The 21,214-nt window shown below is 57.8% G+C and carries 21 protein-coding genes; 14 read left to right on the top strand and 7 right to left on the bottom strand.

What is annotated here, in order from left to right; genetic code table 11:
- Position 1 precedes the first annotated feature (1 nt).
- Positions 2-1,162 (bottom strand): cystathionine gamma-synthase, encoded by a 1,161-nt coding sequence (gene metB, locus EV102420_RS17855; RefSeq protein WP_042394627.1) that lies wholly within the window; start codon positions 1,160-1,162, stop codon positions 2-4.
- Positions 1,163-1,437: 275 nt separating this feature from the next.
- On the opposite strand from metB, the gene metJ reads away from it, so the two are divergent.
- Complete coding sequence (gene metJ / locus EV102420_RS17850) at positions 1,438-1,755, top strand: met regulon transcriptional regulator MetJ (RefSeq protein WP_012133855.1); 318 nt, start codon at positions 1,438-1,440, stop codon at positions 1,753-1,755.
- Positions 1,756-1,869: 114 nt separating this feature from the next.
- Here the strand turns inward: metJ and rpmE are convergent, their stop codons facing one another.
- A complete protein-coding gene (gene rpmE, locus EV102420_RS17845) occupies positions 1,870-2,082 on the bottom strand; it encodes a 50S ribosomal protein L31 (protein WP_042394621.1) in 213 nt (70 codons plus the stop codon).
- 206 nt (positions 2,083-2,288) lie between these two features.
- Here rpmE and priA point away from each other — a divergent pair, with 206 nt between their 5' ends.
- The 7 genes from priA to rraA all read left to right on the top strand — a co-directional run bounded on the left by priA (position 2,289) and on the right by rraA (position 10,297).
- The gene (gene priA / locus EV102420_RS17840) at positions 2,289-4,484 is read left to right on the top strand and encodes a primosomal protein N' (protein ID WP_042394618.1); all 2,196 of its coding nucleotides are present in this window, start codon (positions 2,289-2,291) and stop codon (positions 4,482-4,484) included.
- A gap of 157 nt (positions 4,485-4,641) precedes the next feature.
- On the top strand, positions 4,642-5,667 hold the full coding sequence (cytR, locus tag EV102420_RS17835; protein WP_042394615.1) for a DNA-binding transcriptional regulator CytR: 1,026 nt from the start codon (positions 4,642-4,644) through the stop codon (positions 5,665-5,667).
- Between the two features lie 93 nt (positions 5,668-5,760).
- Complete coding sequence (ftsN, locus tag EV102420_RS17830; protein ID WP_042394611.1) at positions 5,761-6,750, top strand: cell division protein FtsN; 990 nt, start codon at positions 5,761-5,763, stop codon at positions 6,748-6,750.
- An 89-nt stretch (positions 6,751-6,839) separates the two neighbouring features.
- Positions 6,840-7,370: an ATP-dependent protease subunit HslV gene (gene hslV, locus EV102420_RS17825; RefSeq protein WP_042394608.1), complete on the top strand. Its 531-nt coding sequence runs from the start codon at positions 6,840-6,842 to the stop codon at positions 7,368-7,370.
- Between the two features lie 9 nt (positions 7,371-7,379).
- Positions 7,380-8,711, top strand: a complete 1,332-nt coding sequence (hslU, locus tag EV102420_RS17820) for an ATP-dependent protease ATPase subunit HslU (protein WP_042394605.1) — start codon at positions 7,380-7,382, stop codon at positions 8,709-8,711.
- Positions 8,712-8,778: 67 nt separating this feature from the next.
- The gene (gene menA / locus EV102420_RS17815; protein WP_042394603.1) at positions 8,779-9,702 is read left to right on the top strand and encodes a 1,4-dihydroxy-2-naphthoate polyprenyltransferase; all 924 of its coding nucleotides are present in this window, start codon (positions 8,779-8,781) and stop codon (positions 9,700-9,702) included.
- 109 nt (positions 9,703-9,811) lie between these two features.
- Positions 9,812-10,297, top strand: coding sequence for a ribonuclease E activity regulator RraA (gene rraA, locus EV102420_RS17810; protein ID WP_042394600.1), 486 nt, complete (start codon positions 9,812-9,814; stop codon positions 10,295-10,297).
- Positions 10,298-10,471: 174 nt separating this feature from the next.
- Here rraA and zapB read toward each other — a convergent pair whose 3' ends face one another.
- The gene (gene zapB / locus EV102420_RS17805) at positions 10,472-10,717 is read right to left on the bottom strand and encodes a septal ring assembly protein ZapB (protein WP_103821672.1); all 246 of its coding nucleotides are present in this window, start codon (positions 10,715-10,717) and stop codon (positions 10,472-10,474) included.
- A 391-nt stretch (positions 10,718-11,108) separates the two neighbouring features.
- Between zapB and EV102420_RS17800 the strand changes: the two genes are divergently transcribed.
- From EV102420_RS17800 to fpr, 4 genes are all read left to right on the top strand, one after another.
- Entirely contained in the window at positions 11,109-11,957 is an 849-nt protein-coding gene (locus tag EV102420_RS17800; protein WP_042394598.1) for an MIP/aquaporin family protein, read from the top strand.
- A gap of 20 nt (positions 11,958-11,977) precedes the next feature.
- Complete coding sequence (glpK, locus tag EV102420_RS17795) at positions 11,978-13,486, top strand: glycerol kinase GlpK (protein WP_042394594.1); 1,509 nt, start codon at positions 11,978-11,980, stop codon at positions 13,484-13,486.
- A 107-nt stretch (positions 13,487-13,593) separates the two neighbouring features.
- On the top strand, positions 13,594-14,604 hold the full coding sequence (gene glpX / locus EV102420_RS17790; RefSeq protein ID WP_042394589.1) for a class II fructose-bisphosphatase: 1,011 nt from the start codon (positions 13,594-13,596) through the stop codon (positions 14,602-14,604).
- 93 nt (positions 14,605-14,697) lie between these two features.
- A complete protein-coding gene (gene fpr / locus EV102420_RS17785) occupies positions 14,698-15,444 on the top strand; it encodes a ferredoxin--NADP(+) reductase (protein WP_042394587.1) in 747 nt (248 codons plus the stop codon).
- A 19-nt stretch (positions 15,445-15,463) separates the two neighbouring features.
- On the opposite strand, the gene EV102420_RS17780 is transcribed toward fpr, so the two are convergent.
- Complete coding sequence (locus EV102420_RS17780; RefSeq protein WP_042394584.1) at positions 15,464-15,883, bottom strand: DUF805 domain-containing protein; 420 nt, start codon at positions 15,881-15,883, stop codon at positions 15,464-15,466.
- Between the two features lie 110 nt (positions 15,884-15,993).
- On the opposite strand from EV102420_RS17780, the gene EV102420_RS17775 reads away from it, so the two are divergent.
- Positions 15,994-16,581 carry a DUF1454 family protein gene (locus EV102420_RS17775; RefSeq protein WP_042394580.1) on the top strand — a complete coding sequence of 196 codons (588 nt, stop codon included), beginning with the start codon at positions 15,994-15,996 and terminating at the stop codon, positions 16,579-16,581.
- Between the two features lie 109 nt (positions 16,582-16,690).
- Positions 16,691-17,458 carry a triose-phosphate isomerase gene (gene tpiA, locus EV102420_RS17770; protein WP_042394578.1) on the top strand — a complete coding sequence of 256 codons (768 nt, stop codon included), beginning with the start codon at positions 16,691-16,693 and terminating at the stop codon, positions 17,456-17,458.
- An 84-nt stretch (positions 17,459-17,542) separates the two neighbouring features.
- Here the strand turns inward: tpiA and EV102420_RS17765 are convergent, their stop codons facing one another.
- From EV102420_RS17765 to pfkA, 3 genes are all read right to left on the bottom strand, one after another.
- The gene (locus EV102420_RS17765) at positions 17,543-18,847 is read right to left on the bottom strand and encodes an SLC13 family permease (protein ID WP_042394574.1); all 1,305 of its coding nucleotides are present in this window, start codon (positions 18,845-18,847) and stop codon (positions 17,543-17,545) included.
- A 103-nt stretch (positions 18,848-18,950) separates the two neighbouring features.
- The gene (locus EV102420_RS17760) at positions 18,951-19,940 is read right to left on the bottom strand and encodes a sulfate ABC transporter substrate-binding protein (RefSeq protein WP_042394572.1); all 990 of its coding nucleotides are present in this window, start codon (positions 19,938-19,940) and stop codon (positions 18,951-18,953) included.
- A 213-nt stretch (positions 19,941-20,153) separates the two neighbouring features.
- Positions 20,154-21,116 carry a 6-phosphofructokinase gene (gene pfkA / locus EV102420_RS17755; protein ID WP_042394569.1) on the bottom strand — a complete coding sequence of 321 codons (963 nt, stop codon included), beginning with the start codon at positions 21,114-21,116 and terminating at the stop codon, positions 20,154-20,156.
- Between the last annotated feature and the right edge of the window lie 98 nt (positions 21,117-21,214).

Below are 21,214 nucleotides of genomic sequence, written 5' to 3'. Positions count from 1 at the left end.
TTTACCCCTTGGCTGCGATCCGGAATGCATTTTCCAGATCGGCAATTAAATCTTCACCATCTTCAATACCGGTCGAGATGCGTAGCAGCGTCTCGGAGATGCCAGCAGCGGCGCGTGCTTCGGCGGCCATGCCCGCGTGCGTCATGGTCGCGGCATGGGAGATCAGACTCTCCACTCCACCCAGCGACTCCGCCAGCGTAAACAGCGACAGGCCGCTTAAGAAACGACGCAGGGTCTGCTCGTCGCCGTCCAGCTCAAAGCTCAGCATCGCCCCGAAGCCTTTCTGCTGGCGGGCGGCAATCTCGTGGCCCTGGTTTTCCGGCAGCGACGGGTGATAGAGCTTCTTCACCAGCGGCTGCGTCTTCAGGAACTCAACGATCGCCTGAGCGTTTCGCTGGGCCACTTCCATACGCGGCGACAGCGTACGCAGACCGCGCAGCAGCAGGTAGCTATCAAACGCGCTGCCCGTTACACCAATATTATTCGCCCACCATGCCAGTTCGGTGACGGTCGCTTCCTCTTTGGCAATCACCACGCCCGCAACCACGTCGGAGTGGCCGTTGAGGTACTTGGTGCAGGAGTGCAGCACCAGATCCGCCCCCAGCGCCAGCGGGTTTTGCAGCGCCGGGCTGAGGAAGGTGTTATCCACCACGCTCACCGCACCCGCTTCGCGTGCCAGCTGACAGATTTTCGCAATATCCACGACGCGCAACAATGGATTACTTGGACTTTCGATCAGCACCAGCTTCGGTTGTTCAGCCAGCGCCGCCTTTAAGGCCTGCTCATCGTTTTGATCGACAAAGAGAACGCGATAGCAGCCGCGCTTCGCCAGGCTATCAAACAGACGGTAGCTGCCGCCGTAGCAGTCGTGCGGGGCCACCAGCAGATCGCCAGGCTTCAGGTAAACCGTGGTCACCAGGTGGATAGCGGACATGCCGGTATTGGTCAGCACGGCCCCCGCTCCGCCTTCCAGCTCCGCCAGCGCACGCTGGACGACATCACGCGTTGGATTACCGCGGCGGGAGTAGTCATGCGCGCGCGGCTCGTTGAAATCGGTGAAGTTATAGGTGCTGGAGAGATGAATCGGCGGGACAACGCAGCCGTACTGCTCGTCATCATTCAATCCGCTACGCACTGCAATGGTGGCCTGTTTACGCGTCATGTGAAGGCTTCCTGGCTTAATGGATGAAAAATCAGGCCACAGAATAGCATTGTGACGATAGACGTCAATACATCTGGACATCTAAACTTCTTTGCGTATAGATTGAGCAAACTGAGAATAACCGTTAAAATTATCTGCATTAGCGCACATCCCCGGAGCCAATACTCCGTGTCACGGTGGCGTCTCTACGGTAAACTACGCGAGATTACGGCCCAGTCCCTGCGTTTAGTCGGGTTTTGGCCATTTATTAATGAGAAAGAGGATTAAGGTATCTCATGGCTGAATGGAGCGGCGAATATATCAGCCCCTACGCTGAGCACGGTAAGAAGAGTGAGCAAGTAAAAAAAATTACGGTTTCCATTCCTCTGAAGGTGTTAAAGATCCTCACCGATGAACGTACCCGTCGTCAGGTCAACAACCTGCGTCACGCCACAAACAGCGAGCTGCTGTGCGAAGCGTTCCTGCATGCGTTCACCGGCCAGCCTTTGCCGAACGATGAAGACCTGCGCAAAGAGCGCAGCGATGAAATCCCTGAAGAGGCGAAGATTATCATGCGCGAGCTGGGCATCGACCCGGACACATGGGAATACTAATAGAAAAGGGGCTTCGGCCCCTTTTTGCTGGTTGTCATACGCCGGGTGGCGGCTGACGCAAAATTCAGGCACAAAAAAACCGCCCGAAGGCGGTTTTTTCTAAGCAGCGGATTCTTACTTGCTGCCTGGGATGCTGAAGCGCTTGTTGAAGCGGTCAACACGGCCACCGGTAGCAACGTCACGCTGCTTGCCAGTGTAGAACGGGTGGCATGCGCCGCACACGTCCAGGTTCAGATCGTGACCCACGGTTGAATGGGTTTTGATCACGTTACCGCAAGAACAGGTTGCAGTAATCGCAGTGTAATTCGGGTGAATACCTTTTTTCATGGGAGAAACCTCAGTTAAGGCCGCATCGCTCTTCCAGCCCTAACGCCGGACACCATGCGAGATAATTAATTTAAGCTCTGGCGGCAGAATGCAACACCAAAGGCGGCGAATCATACAGAAATTAACCGCCATATGCAAACAGATCCGCATCTGCCTTCTCACAATGTGTATACTATCCCGCCAATTTCAAGTGCATGGATAAAAAAATGCCCGTTGCTCACGTTGCCCTACCCGTCCCGCTGCCCCGCACCTTTGACTATCTGCTGCCCGCCGATCTGTCTGCCCGTGCGGGCTGCCGCGTGCGCGTGCCGTTCGGCAAGCAGCAGCGGGTGGGCGTCGTGGTCTCGGTAAGCGACAGCAGCGAACTGCCTCTGGCCGAGCTAAAGAGCGTGGTGGAGGTACTGGACAGCGAGCCGGTGTTCTCTCCTTCGGTCTGGCGATTGCTGCTGTGGGCGGCGGAGTATTACCATCATCCGCTGGGCGACGTGCTGTTTCACGCCCTGCCCGTGCTGCTGCGCCAGGGGAAACCCGCCAGCGCCGCACCGCTCTGGTACTGGTTTGCGACAGAGCAGGGCCAGGCGGTGGATATCAACAGCCTGAAGCGCTCGCCAAAGCAGCAGCAGGCGCTCTCCGCCCTGCGCCAGGGAAAAATCTGGCGGCATCAGGTCGCGGATCTGGAATTTAACGATGCGGCACTACAGGCGCTGCGCAGCAAAGGCCTGTGCGAGCTTAACAGCGAAACGCCTGCGCCCCGCGACTGGCGCGAAGGCTATGCCGTCAGCGGCGAGCGTCTGCGCCTCAACACCGAGCAGGCGACGGCCGTGGGGGCCATTCACAGCGAGGCCAATACCTTCTCCGCCTGGCTGCTGGCGGGCGTGACCGGCTCCGGGAAGACCGAGGTCTACCTGAGCGTGCTGGAGAACATTCTTGCCCAGGGCAAGCAAGCGCTGGTGATGGTGCCGGAGATTGGCCTGACGCCGCAGACCATCGCCCGCTTCCGGGAGCGGTTTAACGCCCCGGTAGAGGTGCTGCACTCGGGCCTGAACGACAGCGAGCGCCTGAGCAGCTGGCTGAAAGCCAAAAACGGCGAGGCGGCGATTGTGATCGGTACCCGCTCGTCGCTGTTCACCCCGTTTAAAAACCTCGGCGTCATTGTGATCGACGAGGAGCATGACAGCTCCTATAAGCAGCAGGAGGGGTGGCGCTACCACGCTCGCGATCTGGCGGTCTACCGCGCCCACAGCGAGCAGATCCCGATTATCCTCGGCTCGGCCACGCCCGCGCTGGAGACCCTGCACAACGTTCGGCAGAAGAAGTATCGAATGCTGCGCCTCACCCGGCGGGCAGGTAACGCGCGCCCGGCTAACCAGCACGTCCTCGATCTTAAAGGCCAGCAGCTGCAGGCAGGTCTCTCCCCGGCATTAATCAGCCGGATGCGCCAGCACCTGCAGGCTAATAACCAGGTGATCCTGTTTCTCAACCGCCGCGGCTTCGCTCCGGCGCTGCTATGCCACGACTGCGGGTGGATCGCCGAGTGCCCGCGCTGCGATCACTACTACACCCTGCACCAGGCCCAGCACCAGCTGCGCTGCCACCACTGCGACAGCCAGCGCCCGGTGCCGCGCCAGTGCCCCTCCTGCGGATCCACGCATATGGTTCCGGTGGGATTGGGCACGGAGCAGCTTGAGCAGGCGCTCACCCCTCTCTTTCCCGGCGTGGCCATCTCGCGTATCGATCGCGACACCACCAGCCGCAAGGGGGCGCTGGAGCAGCATCTGGCGGAGGTGCATCGTGGTGGCGCTCGTATTCTGATCGGCACGCAGATGCTGGCGAAGGGGCATCACTTCCCGGACGTCACCCTGGTGGCGCTGCTCGACGTCGACGGGGCGCTGTTCTCGGCTGACTTCCGCGCCGCCGAGCGTTTCGCCCAGCTCTATACCCAGGTCTCCGGCCGTGCCGGACGCGCAGGCAAACAGGGCGAGGTAATTTTACAGACCCATCACCCTGAACATCCGCTGCTGCAAACGCTGCTCTATAAAGGCTATGACGCCTTTGCTGAGCAGGCGCTGGCGGAGCGGCAGACACTCCAGCTGCCGCCGTGGACCAGCCACGTCATCATCCGCGCGGAAGATCATAATAACCAGCAGGCCCCACTCTTTTTACAGCAGCTGCGCAATCTGCTGCAGGCCAGCCCGCTGGTGGATAGCCAACTTTGGCTGCTCGGCCCGGTGCCGGCGCTCGCGCCAAAGCGCGGCGGTCGCTACCGCTGGCAACTGCTGCTTCAGCACCCCTCGCGTATTCGCCTGCAGCATATCGTCAGCGGCGCACTGGCGCTGATTAATACCCTGCCGGAGGCGCGCAAGGTGAAGTGGGTGCTGGACGTGGATCCGATTGAGGGTTAGCGAGGCCAGGGATGCGAGTCGGATCGAAAAATTCAACCTTCATCACAATTTTCCTGAAAATACTGTAACCGTACTGATAAACGATCTGCTAAAAATGTGGGTAATGTCGCACATAAGGGATGCGTCTGCGCTTATGCCAGACATGCGAGGAGAAAGAGTGAAGGTGAAGAAAGAGGTTGCTGCGGCGACCATGAAAGATGTGGCCCAGAAAGCGAAGGTCTCTACGGCAACGGTGTCCCGGGCGTTGATGAACCCGGATAAAGTCTCCCAGGCGACCCGCAACCGCGTTGAGCAGGCGGCGCTGGAGGTGGGCTATTTGCCACAGGCGATGGGCCGCAACATTAAACGCAACGAATCGCGCACGCTGCTGGTTATCGTGCCGGACATCTGCGATCCCTTTTTCAGCGAAATCATTCGCGGTATTGAAGTGACCGCGGCCGAGCAGGGCTATCTGGTGCTGATCGGCGACTGCGCCCACCAGAACCAGCAGGAGAAGACGTTTATCGATCTGATCATCACCAAGCAGATTGACGGCATGCTGCTCCTCGGCTCGCGCCTGCCCTTTGACGCCAGCATCGAGGAGCAGCGTAACCTGCCGCCGATGGTGATGGCCAACGAGTTCGCGCCGGAGCTGGAACTGCCCACGGTGCATATCGATAACCTGACGGCGGCCTTTAATGCGGTTAACTACCTGCTGGAGGAGGGACATCAGCGGATTGGCTGTATTGCCGGGCCGGAGGAGATGCCGCTGTGCCACTACCGCCTGCAGGGCTACGTCCAGGCGCTGCGCCGTTCCGGCATCACCGTTGACCCGCACTATATCGCCCGAGGCAACTTCACCTACGAGGCGGGGAGCAGTGCCATGGAGCAGCTGCTGGCGCTGCCGAAGCCGCCTACGGCAGTATTCTGCCACAGCGACGTCATGGCCCTCGGCGCGCTCTCCTGTGCGAAACGCAAAGGTCTGAAAATACCTCAGGATCTGTCTATTATTGGTTTCGATAATATTTCACTGGCCCAATTCTGCGATCCGCCGCTGACCACGGTCGCCCAGCCGCGCTTTGAGATTGGCCGTGAGGCGATGCTATTGCTGTTGGATCAGCTACATGGCCAGGTCGTGAGCAGCGGATCGCGCCTGCTGGATTGTGAATTGATCGTCCGCGGGTCGACACAGGCGCTTACGTAACTGCGTCTGCTTTCAGACTTCCGCGTCTGGTCAAAGCCCCGTCGCTTAAGTAACATGACGGACCAATAAACGAATGAATACAGCGAAACGATAGTGGCCCAACGAGATTATGTACGCCGCAGCCAATCGGCTCCTTCGCGGCGAAAAACGAGCACCTCAAGGAAGAAGCAACGTACTACGCCTGCTGTCTCGCCTGCTATGGTGGCGATTGCAGCCGCCGTGCTGGTGGCCTTTCTCGGTGGCCTTTACTTTATTACCCATCACAAAAAAGAGGAGTCCGAGACCCTGCAGAGTCAGAAGGTCACGGGCAACGGGCTACCGCCGAAGCCGGAAGAGCGCTGGCGTTATATTAAAGAGCTGGAGAGCCGTCAGCCGGGCGTACGTGCGCCAACCGAACCGTCAGCGGGCGGTGAGGTGATGAACCCGGATCAGCTGACCAACGAGCAGCGTCAGCTGTTAGAGCAGATGCAGGCCGACATGCGCCAGCAGCCTACCCAGCTTAACGAAGTGCCGTGGAACGAGCAGACGCCTGCTCAGCGCCAGCAAACCCTGCAGCGCCAGCGTCAGGTGCAGCAGTTCCAACAGCAGCAAACTCAGCAGCAGACCCAGCAGCAATGGGCCGCCGCTGCGCCAAAAACCCAGCCGCGTTTGACGGAGCAGCCGCAGACCCGCACGGTGCAGAGTGCGCAGGCACCGCGCCAGACGCAGCAGCCGAAGCCCGCAGCAAACAGCCAGCCTTATCAGGATCTGCTGCAAACCCCGGCGCACACCGCTGCCGCCGCGCCGAAAACGCAGCAGGCTGCCCCGGTCACGCGTGAGCCGGAAGCGGCGAAGCCTGCCGCTGAGAAAAAAGATGAGCGTCGCTGGATGGTGCAGTGCGGTTCGTTTAAAGGCGCAGAGCAGGCGGAGACCGTCCGTGCTCAGCTGGCGTTCGAAGGCTTTGACTCACGCATCACCACCAACAACGGCTGGAATCGCGTGGTGATTGGCCCGGTCAAAGGCAAAGATAACGTCGATGGCACCATCAATCGCCTGAAGCTGGCCGGTCACGCAAACTGCATTCGTCTCGCCTCCGGGGGTTGAAACCCCCAAAATCCCCCCCATCTATAATTGCATTCTGCCCCGTACACCGTGCGGGGCGACTCATCTGATTGCAACAAAGGGGTCTGCTCGTGACAACAATTGTAAGTGTTCGCCGTAACGGCCAGGTCGTGATTGCCGGTGATGGCCAGGCCACGCTGGGCAATACCGTAATGAAAGGCAACGTCAAAAAAGTGCGTCGCCTGTATAACGACAAAGTGATCGCCGGTTTTGCAGGCGGTACCGCAGATGCCTTCACGCTGTTCGAACTGTTTGAGCGCAAGCTGGAGATGCACCAGGGCCACCTGGTAAAAGCTGCCGTTGAGCTGGCAAAAGACTGGCGTACCGATCGTATGCTGCGCAAGCTCGAAGCGCTGCTGGCGGTGGCGGATGAAAACGCCTCGCTGATTATCACCGGTAACGGCGACGTTGTGCAGCCTGAAAACGACCTGATTGCTATCGGCTCCGGCGGCCCGTACGCCCAGGCCGCCGCCCGCGCCATGTTAGAAAACACCGACATGAACGCGCGCGACATTGCGGTAAAGGCGTTGGATATTGCAGGTGATATCTGCATTTATACCAACCACTTCCACACCATCGAAGAATTAAACTCTAAAGCGTAAGGATCTCCCATGTCTGAAATGACCCCACGCGAAATTGTCAGCGAACTGAACAAACACATTATCGGTCAGGACAATGCCAAGCGCTCTGTTGCCATTGCCCTGCGTAACCGCTGGCGTCGTATGCAGCTCGACGAAGAGCTGCGCCACGAAGTGACGCCGAAAAACATTCTGATGATCGGTCCAACCGGCGTCGGTAAAACCGAAATCGCCCGCCGCCTGGCGAAGCTGGCCAATGCGCCTTTCATCAAGGTAGAAGCGACTAAATTCACCGAAGTTGGCTATGTCGGTAAAGAAGTGGACTCAATTATCCGCGATCTGACCGATGCCGCCGTGAAAATGGTGCGTATGCAGTCGATCGAGAAGAACCGCTACCGTGCGGAAGAGATGGCGGAAGAGCGCATTCTCGACGTGCTGATCCCCCCGGCGAAAGATAACTGGGGCCAGGCTGAACAGTCTCAGGAGCCTTCTGCTGCCCGTCAGGCGTTCCGCAAAAAACTGCGTGAAGACCAGCTGGATGACAAAGAGGTAGAGATTAACCTCGCCGCCGCGCCGATGGGCGTGGAGATCATGGCACCGCCGGGCATGGAAGAGATGACCAGCCAGCTGCAGTCGATGTTCCAGAACCTGGGCGGCCAGAAGCAGAAGCCGCGCAAGATTAAGATCAAAGACGCCATGAAGCTGCTGATTGAAGAGGAAGCGGCCAAGCTGGTGAACCCGGAAGAGCTGAAGCAGGATGCCATCGACGCCGTTGAGCAGCACGGTATCGTGTTTATCGATGAGATCGATAAAATCTGTAAGCGCGGTGAATCCTCCGGCCCGGACGTCTCCCGTGAAGGCGTCCAGCGTGACCTGCTGCCGCTGGTAGAAGGCTGCACCGTCTCCACCAAGCACGGCATGGTGAAAACCGACCACATCCTGTTCATCGCCTCCGGCGCGTTCCAGGTGGCGAAGCCGTCGGATCTGATCCCTGAGCTGCAGGGCCGTCTGCCGATCCGCGTTGAGCTGCAGGCGCTGACCACCGAAGACTTTGAGCGCATCCTGACCGAGCCAAACGCCTCTGTTACCGTACAGTACAAAGCGCTGATGGCTACCGAGGGCGTCAACATCGACTTTACCGACGACGGTATCAAGCGCATTGCCCAGGCCGCATGGCAGGTGAACGAGACCACCGAAAACATCGGTGCGCGTCGTCTTCATACGGTTCTGGAGCGTCTGATGGAGGATATCTCCTACGACGCCAGCGATCTGAACGGTGAATCGATCACAATCGATGCCGCTTATGTGAGCAAGCACCTGGATGAGCTAGTAGCAGATGAAGATTTGAGCCGTTTTATCTTATAATCGCGCTCAGCACGTTTTCATTACTGTTAATGGGGCTATATAGCCCCATTTTTATTGGCTGGATCCTATGACTGAATATACCCTGACGCGTACCCAGGCCTGGCTGGAAAGCCTGCGTCCGAAGACCCTTCCCCTTGCGTTTGCCGCGATTGTGGTGGGCACTGCGCTCGCCTGGTGGCAGGGCCATTTTGACCTGCGGGTGGCGGTGCTGGCGCTCATCACCGCCGGGCTGCTGCAGATCCTCTCGAATCTGGCTAACGACTACGGCGACGCGGTAAAGGGCAGCGACAAGCCGGATCGTATCGGGCCGCTGCGGGGGATGCAGAAAGGGGCTATCAGCCTGGCACAGATGAAACGTGCCCTGCTGGTTACCGTCGCGCTCAGCTGCCTCTCTGGCCTGACGCTGGTTCTGGTGGCGTATCAGACGGTAGCGGATTTTATCGGCTTCCTGGTGCTGGGCGGGCTGTCAATCATCGCCGCAATTACCTACACCATTGGCCGCCGCCCGTATGGCTATCTCGGCCTGGGGGATATCTCGGTACTGCTCTTCTTTGGCTGGCTCAGCGTGATGGGCAGCGGCTATCTTCAGGCGCATACCCTGATCCCGGCGATGTTCTTACCGGCGACCGCCTGCGGCCTGCTGGCGACGGCGGTGCTTAACGTCAATAACCTGCGGGATATCGACAGCGATCGCGCTAACGGTAAAAACACGCTGGTGGTGCGTCTGGGGCCGCTGAACGCCCGCCGCTATCACGCCTGTCTGCTGCTGGGGGCGCTGCTCTGCTTCGGTGTGTTCAACCTGCTCTCGCTGCACAGTCCGTGGGGCTGGCTGTTCATTCTTGCTGCGCCGCTGCTGGTGCGCCAGGCGCGCTATGTACTGCGCGAGCGCGACCCTGCCGCGATGCCGCCCATGCTCGAACGCACCGTCAAAGGCGCACTGCTGACTAACCTACTGTTTGTGGTCGGCCTTGTGCTAAGTAAGGTGTGTTAAGTAAGGCGCTGCTTTACCTGACAAATATCAATTAACAATTGATGATTTTGCCAACAATGCACTATGCGCGATATACTGTGAGTTCTCGCAGCAACTAAACGTAAATCCTATGAAATACGATACTTCCGAGCTTTGTGACATCTACCAAGAAGATGTCAACGTCGTGGAACCGCTGTTCTCCAACTTTGGTGGGCGGTCGTCGTTTGGCGGACAAATCATCACGGTGAAATGTTTCGAGGATAACGGGTTGCTTTACGATCTGCTCGAACAGAATGGCCGTGGTCGCGTTTTGCTGATTGACGGCGGGGGTTCCGTTCGTCGCGCACTGATTGATGCCGAGCTGGCACGCCTTGCTGCCCAGAACGAATGGGAAGGCCTGGTGGTCTACGGCGCGGTGCGCCAGGTGGACGATCTTGAAGAGTTGGACATCGGTATCCAGGCGATTGCCGCGATCCCGGTGGGTGCCGCAGGTGATGGCATAGGTGAAAGCGATATCCGCGTGAACTTTGGCGGCGTCACCTTCTTCTCCGGCGACCATCTCTATGCCGATAACACCGGCATTATCCTCTCCGAAGATCCGCTCGATATCGAGTAATAAAAAGCCGGGTGGCGCTTCGCTTACCCGGCCTACTTAAGATTGATCATTACGCGAAAGATTTCGTGGTGTAGCAAGGCGGCAAACGAAGGCATCCCCAGGAGCGTAGTAAACTACGTGACTGGGGTGGCAGAGTGCAGCCAACACCGCTACGGCGCGAAAGATAAAGCGTAATTAGACCTCTTCCATGCGACCGAGGAGAGCTTGTAAGCGATCCTGCCAGCCGTTCTGCTGTTCGCGCAGCTGATGATTTTCACGCTCCAGCTCTTCGCGGTGGTGGTGCGCATTCTGCACTTCCTGCGACAGGCCGTTGTTTTTCTCTTTCAGCTCTTCGATTTCCATCTGCAGTAACGTGATGGTGTCAATCGCCTGCTGTACTTTTGCTTCCAGTTTCTCAAACACTTCTAATGACATGGTCATACCTCTCCTGAATTGCAAGGCGACGCTTGAATATAAACGCGCACAACATAGCCTCGATTGTATGAAGCCCCGTCGCCCCTGTCCAGCGCCAGGGCACGTAGTTTGCGGTTTGCAACACTTTTCATCCTTCGCCTGGTTTACACCGCTCGGCTTCTCATGATTTGTTAATCGATTCGTTAATGAAATGATTCAGCGCACAATTACTCCTTACAATAAATATGTGCTCTATAGCGCGAAAACGCTCATTTTATTGACGCAGCACACACATTTTAAGTTCGATATTTCTCGTTTTTGTTCGTTAACGATAAATTAACACTATGTCTACAGACATCATGGTTGTCTTTGCTTGCCATGCTAACAATAACCATTACACACACTTTAGGATCCGATTATGAGTCAAACATCGACCTTAAAAGGCCAGTGCATCGCCGAGTTCCTCGGTACCGGGTTGTTGATTTTCTTCGGGGTTGGCTGTGTTGCGGCGCTAAAGGTGGCGGGTGCCTCCTTTGGCCAGTGGGAGATCAGTATCATCTGGGGTCTGGGCGTGGCGATGGCCATCTACCTGACCGCCGGGGTCTCCGGTGCGCATCTCAATCCGGCGGTGACCATTGCGCTGTGGCTGTTCGCCTGCTTTGACGGGCGCAAAGTCGCGCCGTTCATCGCCTCGCAGTTTGCAGGCGCTTTTTGTGCTGCCGCACTGGTCTACGGCCTCTACTACAACCTGTTTTACGATTTTGAACAGACGCACCACATGGTCCGCGGCAGCGTCGAGAGCTTGGATCTGGCCGGAATATTTTCAACCTATCCGAACCCACACATCAATTTTGTGCAGGCCTTCGCGGTTGAAATGGTGATTACCGCTATTCTCATGGGCGTGATCATGGCACTTGGCGACGATGGCAACGGTATTCCTCGTGGCCCGCTGGCTCCGCTGCTGATTGGCCTGCTGATTGCGGTGATTGGTGCCTCTATGGGGCCGTTGACCGGCTTTGCGATGAACCCGGCGCGCGATATCGGGCCAAAAGCCTTCGCCTGGCTTGCAGGCTGGGGCAACGTTGCCTTTACCGGCGGCAAAGATATTCCCTACTTCCTGGTCCCGCTGTTCGGGCCGGTAGCAGGTGCAGCGCTCGGCGCGTTTGGTTATCGTAAGCTGATTGGCCGCCATCTGCCCTGCGACACCTGCGAGGAAGAAGTGAAAGAGCCAGCTACCACTGCCGCACAACACAAAGCGTCGCTGTAATGTGACTACGGGAAAAAAAGATGACTGAGAAAAAATATATCGTTGCGCTGGACCAGGGTACAACCAGCTCTCGCGCCGTGGTAATGGATCACGACGCCAATATCATCAGCGTGTCACAGCGCGAATTCGAACAAATTTACCCTAAGCCAGGCTGGGTTGAGCACGATCCGATGGAGATCTGGGCCAGCCAAAGCTCAACGCTGGTGGAAGTGCTGGCGAAAGCCGACATCAGCTCCGATCAAATTGCCGCTATCGGCATCACCAACCAGCGTGAAACCGTGGTGATCTGGGATAAAGAGACCGGTAAGCCTATCCACAACGCCATCGTCTGGCAGTGCCGTCGCACCGCCGACATCTGCGAGCATCTGAAGCGTGACGGCCTGGAAGACTATATCCGCGCTACCACTGGCCTGGTGATCGACCCCTACTTCTCCGGCACCAAGGTGAAGTGGATCCTTGACCACGTTGACGGCTCCCGTGAACGCGCTAAGCGCGGCGAGTTGCTGTTCGGCACCGTCGACAGCTGGCTGATCTGGAAGATGACTCAAGGGCGCGTCCACGTTACCGACTACACCAATGCCTCCCGAACCATGCTGTTTAACATCCACACCCTGGAGTGGGATGACAAGATGCTGGAGGTGCTGGACATTCCCCGCGCCATGCTGCCAGAGGTGCGTAAATCCTCCGAGGTGTACGGTCAGACCAACATCGGCGGCAAGGGCGGCACGCGTATTCCTATCGCCGGGATCGCCGGTGACCAGCAGGCGGCGCTCTTTGGTCAGCTCTGCGTTAAGCAGGGGATGGCGAAGAACACCTACGGCACCGGCTGCTTTATGCTGATGAACACCGGCGAGAAGGCGGTAGCCTCCGAGCACGGCCTGCTGACCACTATCGCCTGCGGCCCGCGTGGCGAGGTGAACTACGCCCTGGAGGGCGCGGTATTTATGGCGGGGGCCTCCATTCAGTGGCTGCGCGACGAGATGAAGCTGATCAGCGACTCGTTTGACTCGGAATACTTTGCCACCAAGGTAAAAGATACCAACGGCGTGTACGTGGTGCCGGCCTTCACCGGCCTCGGCGCGCCCTACTGGGATCCCTATGCCCGCGGTGCAATCTTCGGCCTGACCCGTGGCGTTAACTCGAACCACATCATCCGTGCAACGCTGGAGTCCATTGCCTACCAGACCCGCGACGTGCTGGAGGCCATGCAGGCCGACTCCGGCATTCGCCTGCACGCCCTGCGCGTGGACGGCGGCGCGGTAGCCAATAACTTCCTGATGCAGTTCCAGTCCGATATTCTCGGCACCCGTGTTGAGCGTCCGGAAGTTCGCGAAGTCACGGCCCTGGGCGCAGCCTACCTGGCAGGCCTGGCGGTCGGCTTCTGGCAGAACCTCGACGAGCTGCAGGAGAAAGCGGTTATTGAGCGCGAGTTCCGTCCGGGCATCGAAACCACCGAGCGTAACTACCGCTACAGCGGCTGGAAAAAAGCCGTGAAACGCGCCATGGCGTGGGAAGAACACGACGAGTAATCCTCACCCCGCTCCCCTCTCCGCCCGGAGAGGGGGCATCCCTCTCCTCTCTCTGTGTTAAACTTTGCACAATTTCTTTAATGACGTTCTTTAATGACGAGTGTGCAATGAAACGAGAGCTTGCGATTGAATTTTCCCGCGTGACGGAAGCGGCCGCGCTGGCCGGTTATAAATGGCTGGGCCGGGGCGATAAAAACGTTGCCGACGGCGCGGCGGTTAACGCCATGCGCATTGTGCTCAATCAGGTCAACATTGACGGGACCATCGTGATTGGCGAGGGTGAGATCGATGAAGCGCCGATGCTTTATATCGGCGAGCGCGTCGGTACCGGTCAGGGCGACGCGGTGGATATTGCTGTCGATCCTATCGAAGGCACCCGCATGACGGCGATGGGCCAGGCCAATGCGCTGGCGGTGCTGGCCGTAGGCGACAAGGGTAGCTTCCTGAACGCGCCGGATATGTATATGGAGAAGCTGATCGTGGGCCCTGGCGCAAAGGGCGCTATCGATCTTAACCTCCCTCTGGAAGAGAACCTGCGTAACGTAGCCGCCGCGCTCGGTAAGCCCCTCGACGAGCTGACCGTGACGATCCTGGCGAAACCGCGCCACGATGCAGTCATCGCCCAGATGCAGCAGCTCGGCGTGCGCGTATTTGCCATTCCCGATGGCGATGTGGCCGCTTCGATTTTGACCTGCATGCCAGACAGCGAAGTGGACGTGCTCTACGGCATCGGCGGTGCGCCAGAGGGCGTGGTCTCTGCCGCCGCGATCCGCGCGCTGGACGGTGATATGCAGGGCCGTCTGCTGGCACGTCATCACGTGAAGGGCGACAGCGAAGAGAACCGTCGCATCGGCGAGCAGGAGCTGGCGCGCTGTAAAGAGATGGGTATTGAGGCTGACAGCGTGCTGCAGCTGGACGACATGGCCCGCAACGATAACGTAATTTTTTCTGCCACCGGTATCACCAAGGGCGATCTGCTCGACGGCATTACCCGCAAGGGCAATATGGCCACCACCGAAACCCTGCTGATCCGCGGTAAATCCCGCACTATCCGCCGGATCCAGTCCATTCACTACCTTGACCGCAAAGATACGGACGTACAGCGCCACATTCTCTAAGGTCATTTGATCAATCGAGCTTTCCGGCCCGCTCGGGCTGGAAAAGTTCGCTTTAAGCGACGAAGATAAGGTTATACAGAACAGGAGACGATCATGGCGGATTGGGTTACAGGAAAAGTTACGAAGGTTGAATTCTGGACCGACGCGCTCTTTAGTCTCACCGTTCATGCTCCCATTCACCCCTTCAAAGCGGGCCAGTTTGCCAAGCTGGGTCTGGAGATTGACGGCGAGCGCGTGCAGCGCGCCTACTCCTACGTTAACGCCCCCAGCGATCCGAATCTGGAGTTTTACCTGGTCACCGTACCGGACGGCAAGCTTAGTCCCCGTCTTGCGGCGCTGAAGCCGGGCGATGAGGTGCTGATCGTGAGCGAGGCGGCCGGATTCTTTGTGCTGGAAGAGATCCCCGAGTGTGAAACGCTGTGGATGCTGGCAACCGGGACGGCCATCGGCCCCTATCTGTCGATTTTGCAGGAAGGAAAAGACCTGGAGCGCTTTAAAAACCTGGTGCTGGTCCATGCCGCGCGCTACGCCGAGGATCTCAGCTATCTGCCGCTGATGCTGGAACTGCAAAAGCGCTACGAGGGTAAACTGCGGATCCAGACGGTCGTCAGTCGCGAAACGGTAGCCGGTTCGCTGCATGGTCGCGTACCGGCGTTGATTGAGAGCGGGGAGCTAGAGCGCGCCGTGGGGCTGACAATGCGCGCTGAAGATAGCCATGTGATGCTGTGTGGCAATCCGCAGATGGTACGTGATACTCAGCAGCTGCTGAAAGAGACCCGGCAGATGGCCAAACACCTGCGCCGTCGTCCGGGCCATATGACCGCTGAGCACTACTGGTAACAAAGGGAACGGGCAGACGTTAACGGAACTTAACGTCCAGCGTCGCCTTACCAAACTTGTTTTCGCCCGGCGTGCCAAGAAACGCGCCGAGATCCACCAGCAGCATGACCATGATCAGCGTCGGGATAAAACGCCCCACCGCCCATGTCCAGACGCCGCCTAGCACATCCCAACGCCCGGCCAGCAGCATCCACGCCAGCACCAGCAGCAAGGCCCAGTAGCCGGACTTACCGCGATCGTGCAGCCGTTTTACCACCACGCAGGTGGTGGGCCAGAGCAGGCTGACCAGCGCAAAGGCTGCCAGCTGCAAATCCACTAGTCCGCTTCCCGCCAGCGAAAAGAGTGCCACCATCGACAGCGCCCAGAGCGCTATCCAGATCCAGAAGTCACGACGTCCAATACGTCCTTTAAATGAGAATAACCACTGCTGTATGGTCATGTAAGGTTCCTTATAATCGTAGTGCTGCGTAGTTTACCTTAGTCGGGTCAGCTTTTGACAAGCCAGACGGTTATCGTTTTAATCGGGATAGCTAAACAGAGGGAGAGATCATGAAAAGATGGAGCGTATTGCTGGCCTGGCTGGCGTTTTGCCTGCCTGCACTGGCGGTAGAGGTTCCCCAGGCGGCCACGGCCCCCTATCTGCTGGCGGGTGCGCCAACCTTCGATCAATCTATTAGTCAGTTCAGGGAGAAGTTCAACGCCGATAACCCTGGGCTGGCGCTCAACGAGTTTCGCGCCATTGAATCGCGCAACGATCGGGCGAACCTGACGCGGGCCGCCAGCAAAATCAATGAGTCGCTCTACGCCTCTACGGCCCTTGAGCGCGGCACGCTGAAGATCAAGTCGATGCAAATCACCTGGCTGCCCGTTCAGGGGCCGGAGCAGAAGGCGTCAAAAGCCAAAGCGCAGGAGTATATGGCGGCGGTATTACGCGCCTTTTCACCACAGCTGAGCAAAGCCAACAGCCTGCAAAAGCTGCAGAAGCTGCTGAACAGAGGCAAAGGCAAAGCCTGGTATGCCGAGACCGAGGGCGCGTTGCGCTATGTTGCAGCAGATAACGGTGAAAAAGGGCTGACCTTCGCTGTTGAACCGATTAAGCTGACGCTATCTGATAGTGCTGAAGGTAACAATAAATGATAAAAAGCAAAGCCTTTGCAGGGATGAATCTCTATACTGTTTGACAACCATGCTGCCTGTAAACGGCAGCCATATTCCTTGATTCGCTGACAAAGCGTGGAGAATAAAAATGCGACATCCTTTAGTGATGGGTAACTGGAAACTGAACGGCAGCCGCCACATGGTAAACGAGCTGGTAGCTAACCTGCGTAAAGAACTGGCTGGCGTTACTGGCTGCGGCGTAGCAATCGCACCGCCGGCAATGTATCTGGATCTGGCGAAACAGGCCGCAGCGGGCAGCCACATTATCCTCGGCGCGCAGAACGTTGACGTGAACCTCTCCGGTGCCTTCACCGGTGAAACCTCCGCTGAGATGCTGAAAGACGTTGGCGCACAGTACATCATTATCGGTCACTCTGAGCGTCGCACCTACCACGCAGAGTCTGACGAGCTGATTGCGAAAAAATTCGCCGTGCTGAAAGAGCAGGGCCTGATCCCGGTTCTGTGCATCGGTGAAACCGAAGAAGAGAACGAAGCGGGTAAAACCGAAGAAGTGTGCGCCCGTCAGATCGACGCCGTGCTGAAAACCCAGGGCGCAGCCGCGTTCGAAGGCGTAGTCATTGCCTACGAACCGGTATGGGCTATCGGTACCGGCAAATCAGCGACCCCGGCGCAGGCGCAGGCGGTACATAAGTTTATCCGTGACCACATTGCGAAAGCTGACGCGAAAGTGGCTGAGCAGGTCATCATTCAGTACGGCGGCTCGGTTAACGCCTCTAACGCAGCTGAACTGTTCACCCAGCCGGATATCGACGGCGCGCTGGTTGGCGGTGCTTCCCTGAAAGCTGACGCGTTCGCAGTGATTGTGAAAGCAGCGGAAGCGGCTAAGCAGGCGTAATTGATATTGTAACGGCGGGTGGCGCTACGCTAACCCGCCCTACGGTAATGCAGGCCCGGTAAGCGTAAGCGCCACCGGGCTTTTTTACAGCTGTCCCAATACCTGATACCACAGATAGTCCAGCGGCAGCAGCACCAGATACGTCGCGACCGCCAGCGCCAGACAGAGCAGCATCCCCGCCCGCGCAGGCACCTTGCCTAACGCCATCGCCACCACGATCGGTGAAGCCTGGTACGGTAGCAGCGGCGTCGAGTAACCCAGCACCTGAATCATAATCGTCGACAGCAGCGGGAAACCAGTGGCATCAGAAAAGCTTTGCGCCAGGCTGGTATAGAGCGCCGGAACGCCGTTGGCGGTCATGATAAAGTTAAGCGCGGTGGTAATGCCGGTCAGGGCCGCAAAGCTGGTGAACGGGTTTTGTGGATCCAGCGGCATAACGTGCAGCAACGCATCCCCTACTGCGCGGCCAATACCGGTTTGCGTCACTGTGATCGCCAGGCCCAGAATTCCCGCCACGTAGATGCAGGTGCGGATGTTCACCCCGGTAGCGAACTCCTCGCCGTTAATAAAACCGATACGCGGCAGCAGCGTAACGCAGGCCGCCGCCAGACCGGTCCAGGCCGGGCCAATACCGTGCCAGCTCTCCGTCACCCACAGAATGAGTACCACCGCCAGCATCCAGGCGAGCCGCTTCTCGTCCCGGCTCATCGGCGTAGCAGGTTCAAGATCGCGCAGCGCATGGGGCTTGCCGGGAAAGAGCCAGCAGATAAGCGCAATCAGGATCAGCCCCTTTAAAATACCCAGCACCGGCGTGTGCAGCAGCAGATAGGGAACATAGTTGAGATGGATACCAAACGCCCCTTCTGCCGCGCCGCTCATCACCAGATTCGGCACGTTAGCGGGCAGAATGGTGGCGGAAAGCTGGAAAGTGCCAAAGCCCACCGCCAGCGCCAGGCCAAACCATGCCCGCGATCCCTCGTGGATCCCGGCTCGCGCCGCCATTGCGGCAACGATGGGCATCAACAAGGCGATGCGTCCCATGTTAGACGGCATGACAAACGCCAGGGCGTAGCTCAACAGCACCACGCTGCCCACCATCAATAGCCACGAATCGGTCAGCCTTGCCGAGATGGCCCTCGCCGCCCGGTCCGCCAGCCCGGTTTTACGGATCGCCACGCCCAGCACAAAGCCGCTAAAGACCAGCCAGAATGCCGATGAGGCAAAGCCGCCAAAGATAACGTCCGCCGGCGCGATTTTGCTCACCATGGCGGCGGCAAAAAAGAGCAGCGCGGTAATAAACTCCGGCAGCAGGGAGGTCGCCCACAGCACGATGGTGACGCCGATAATCAGTGAGGGAAGGAACAGAGGGTGCGTAAACCAGAGTGACATACCTGTCTCCTGCTATTTTTTCACCGAGTCTACGGCGACAGGCAGGTTCAGTAAACGCCATTAATGGTGGGGCAAAAAAAACGGCCCCGCAGGGCCGTTACGCTTAACGCTTGCTGATTTGGTCGAAGGTACCACCGTTGGAGAAGTGCTCTTTCTGGGCTTTTGTCCAGCCACCAAACTCTTCATCAATGGTAAACAGCTTCAGTTTCGGGAACTCGCTGTCATATTTCTTCGCTACGTCCGGGTTACGTGGACGATAGAAGTTTTTCGCGGCTATCTCCTGCCCTTCCGGCGAGTAGAGATACTTCAGATAGGCTTCGGCCACGGTTTTGGTCTCTTTCTTATCAACCACTTTGTCGACCACGGAGACGGTCGGCTCGGCGAGGATAGATTCGCTCGGGGTGACAATTTCAAACTTGTCTTTGCCCAGCTCGTTGGTCGCCAGCAGCGCCTCGTTCTCCCAGGCGATCAGTACGTCACCGATGCCGCGCTCAACGAAGGTGTTGGTCGCGCCGCGTGCGCCGGAGTCCAGCACTTCTACGTTCTTGAACAGCGCCTTCACGAAGTCTTGCGCTTTAGCCTGGTCATTGTTGTTGTGGTGCAGAGCATAGCCCCACGCCGCCAGATAGTTCCAGCGTGCGCCGCCGGAGCTTTTCGGGTTCGGCGTGATCACCGAGACGCCAGGCTTAATGAGATCGTTCCAGTCGTGGATCTGTTTCGGGTTGCCTTTACGCACCAGGAAAACGATGGTCGATGTATAGGGCGCGGAGTTATCCGGCAGGCGCTTGATCCAGTTTTTATCGATGCGTCCACGCTCGGCAATAGCATCAACGTCATAGGCCAGCGCCAGCGTCACCACGTCGGCTTCAATACCGTTGATAACGGAGGTCGCCTGCTTACCTGAGCCGCCGTGCGACTGGCGGATAGTGACGTTATCACCGGTTTCCTGCTTCCAGTGCGCGCTAAACGCCTTGTTATACTGCTCATACAGCTCACGCGTTGGATCGTATGAGACGTTTAAAAGCTGAATGTCCTTTGCCAGAACGCTGCCGGAGGCCAGCAGCAACGTTAACCCTACACCCCATTTGTTCATCGCTCACTCGCTTATATGTTGAATTGTGTTGTGATGAACTCAGCGTGCCAGAAAGCGAATCAATGATTAAAGAATAAAAAAAGATTGGCTATAACGTAGGGGAATAAAGATGGGGTGAGGCGAAAAAAAGCCCGGTGGCGCTACGCTTACCGGGCCTACGGGATGGTGCTGTGGGCCGGGTAAGGCGCAGCCGCTACCCGGCGAAAATTACTGTTAGTAGAGTTTCTTAGCGCAATCCAGCCAGTCGCCTTTGAACGGACGCTTCATATTTTCGATAGCGTCAATGATGTCATGGTGCACCATCTTCTCGTTCTGAATACCGACGCAGCGGCCACCGTAGCCCTGCAGCAGCAGTTCAATGGCGTACGCACCCATACGGGAAGCCAGAATACGGTCGTAAGGAACCGGAGAGCCACCGCGCTGGATATGGCCGAGAACGGTCGCGCGGGTTTCACGCTGGGTCTCAGATTCAATGTACTTCGCCAGCTCGTCGATATCGCAGATGTGCTCGGTAATCGCAACGATGGCATGCTTTTTACCCTTCGCGATCCCGGCCTTGATTTCGTTCACCAGATCTTCACGGTTAAACTCAACTTCCGGCAGGACGATAAACTCGCAGCCGCCGGCAATAGCCGCCGCCAGGGTCAGATCGCCACAGTAGCGGCCCATCACTTCAACGATGGAGATACGCTGGTGGGAAGAGGAGGTATCACGCAGGCGGTCAATCGCTTCTACAACGGTATGCAGCGCGGTGAAGTAGCCGATGGTGTAGTCGGTCCCGGCAACGTCGTTATCGATGGTGCCCGGCAGGCCGATGCAGGGGAAGCCCATCTCGGTCAGGCGCTTTGCCCCCATATAGGAGCCGTCGCCGCCGATAACCACCAGCGCGTCGATGCCGCGTTTTTTCATGTTTTCGATAGCCACGGCACGGATGTGCTCTTCACGGAACTCCGGGAAGCGAGCAGAGCCGAGGAACGTACCACCACGGTTGATCATGTCAGAGACGCTGTAGCGGTCGAGCTGCACCATGCGATCTTCATACAGGCCAAGATAGCCGTCGTAAATGCCGCAAACTTCCAGACCTTCAGTCAATGCTGCACGGACTACGCCACGAATTGCAGCGTTCATGCCAGGCGCATCACCGCCACTTGTCAACACACCGATTTTCTTAATCATGACTACCTCTGAACTTAGGAATGCAAAATAAATTCTTGCCCGAAGCGACGCCCCTGGGAGTGAATGGCTATGCTGCGCATAGTATATCAATCTCCCTT

Origin of the sequence: Pseudescherichia vulneris NBRC 102420, assembly GCF_000759795.1 — a bacterium.
Lineage (GTDB): Bacteria > Pseudomonadota > Gammaproteobacteria > Enterobacterales > Enterobacteriaceae > Pseudescherichia > Pseudescherichia vulneris.
The sequence above is the reverse complement of the archived record's forward strand: the minus strand, read 5'-3'. Positions and strand labels throughout refer to the sequence as shown.

Coding starts and splice junctions, on each gene's coding strand:
- metB (WP_042394627.1), bottom strand. CDS start 1,162: ATGACGCGTAAACAGGCCACCATTGCAGTGCGTAGCGGATTGAATGAT.
- metJ (WP_012133855.1), top strand. CDS start 1,438: ATGGCTGAATGGAGCGGCGAATATATCAGCCCCTACGCTGAGCACGGT.
- rpmE (WP_042394621.1), bottom strand. CDS start 2,082: ATGAAAAAAGGTATTCACCCGAATTACACTGCGATTACTGCAACCTGT.
- priA (WP_042394618.1), top strand. CDS start 2,289: ATGCCCGTTGCTCACGTTGCCCTACCCGTCCCGCTGCCCCGCACCTTT.
- hslU (WP_042394605.1), top strand. CDS start 7,380: ATGTCTGAAATGACCCCACGCGAAATTGTCAGCGAACTGAACAAACAC.
- menA (WP_042394603.1), top strand. CDS start 8,779: ATGACTGAATATACCCTGACGCGTACCCAGGCCTGGCTGGAAAGCCTG.
- rraA (WP_042394600.1), top strand. CDS start 9,812: ATGAAATACGATACTTCCGAGCTTTGTGACATCTACCAAGAAGATGTC.
- zapB (WP_103821672.1), bottom strand. CDS start 10,717: ATGACCATGTCATTAGAAGTGTTTGAGAAACTGGAAGCAAAAGTACAG.
- EV102420_RS17800 (WP_042394598.1), top strand. CDS start 11,109: ATGAGTCAAACATCGACCTTAAAAGGCCAGTGCATCGCCGAGTTCCTC.
- glpK (WP_042394594.1), top strand. CDS start 11,978: ATGACTGAGAAAAAATATATCGTTGCGCTGGACCAGGGTACAACCAGC.
- glpX (WP_042394589.1), top strand. CDS start 13,594: ATGAAACGAGAGCTTGCGATTGAATTTTCCCGCGTGACGGAAGCGGCC.
- fpr (WP_042394587.1), top strand. CDS start 14,698: ATGGCGGATTGGGTTACAGGAAAAGTTACGAAGGTTGAATTCTGGACC.
- EV102420_RS17780 (WP_042394584.1), bottom strand. CDS start 15,883: ATGACCATACAGCAGTGGTTATTCTCATTTAAAGGACGTATTGGACGT.
- EV102420_RS17775 (WP_042394580.1), top strand. CDS start 15,994: ATGAAAAGATGGAGCGTATTGCTGGCCTGGCTGGCGTTTTGCCTGCCT.
- tpiA (WP_042394578.1), top strand. CDS start 16,691: ATGCGACATCCTTTAGTGATGGGTAACTGGAAACTGAACGGCAGCCGC.
- EV102420_RS17765 (WP_042394574.1), bottom strand. CDS start 18,847: ATGTCACTCTGGTTTACGCACCCTCTGTTCCTTCCCTCACTGATTATC.
- EV102420_RS17760 (WP_042394572.1), bottom strand. CDS start 19,940: ATGAACAAATGGGGTGTAGGGTTAACGTTGCTGCTGGCCTCCGGCAGC.
- pfkA (WP_042394569.1), bottom strand. CDS start 21,116: ATGATTAAGAAAATCGGTGTGTTGACAAGTGGCGGTGATGCGCCTGGC.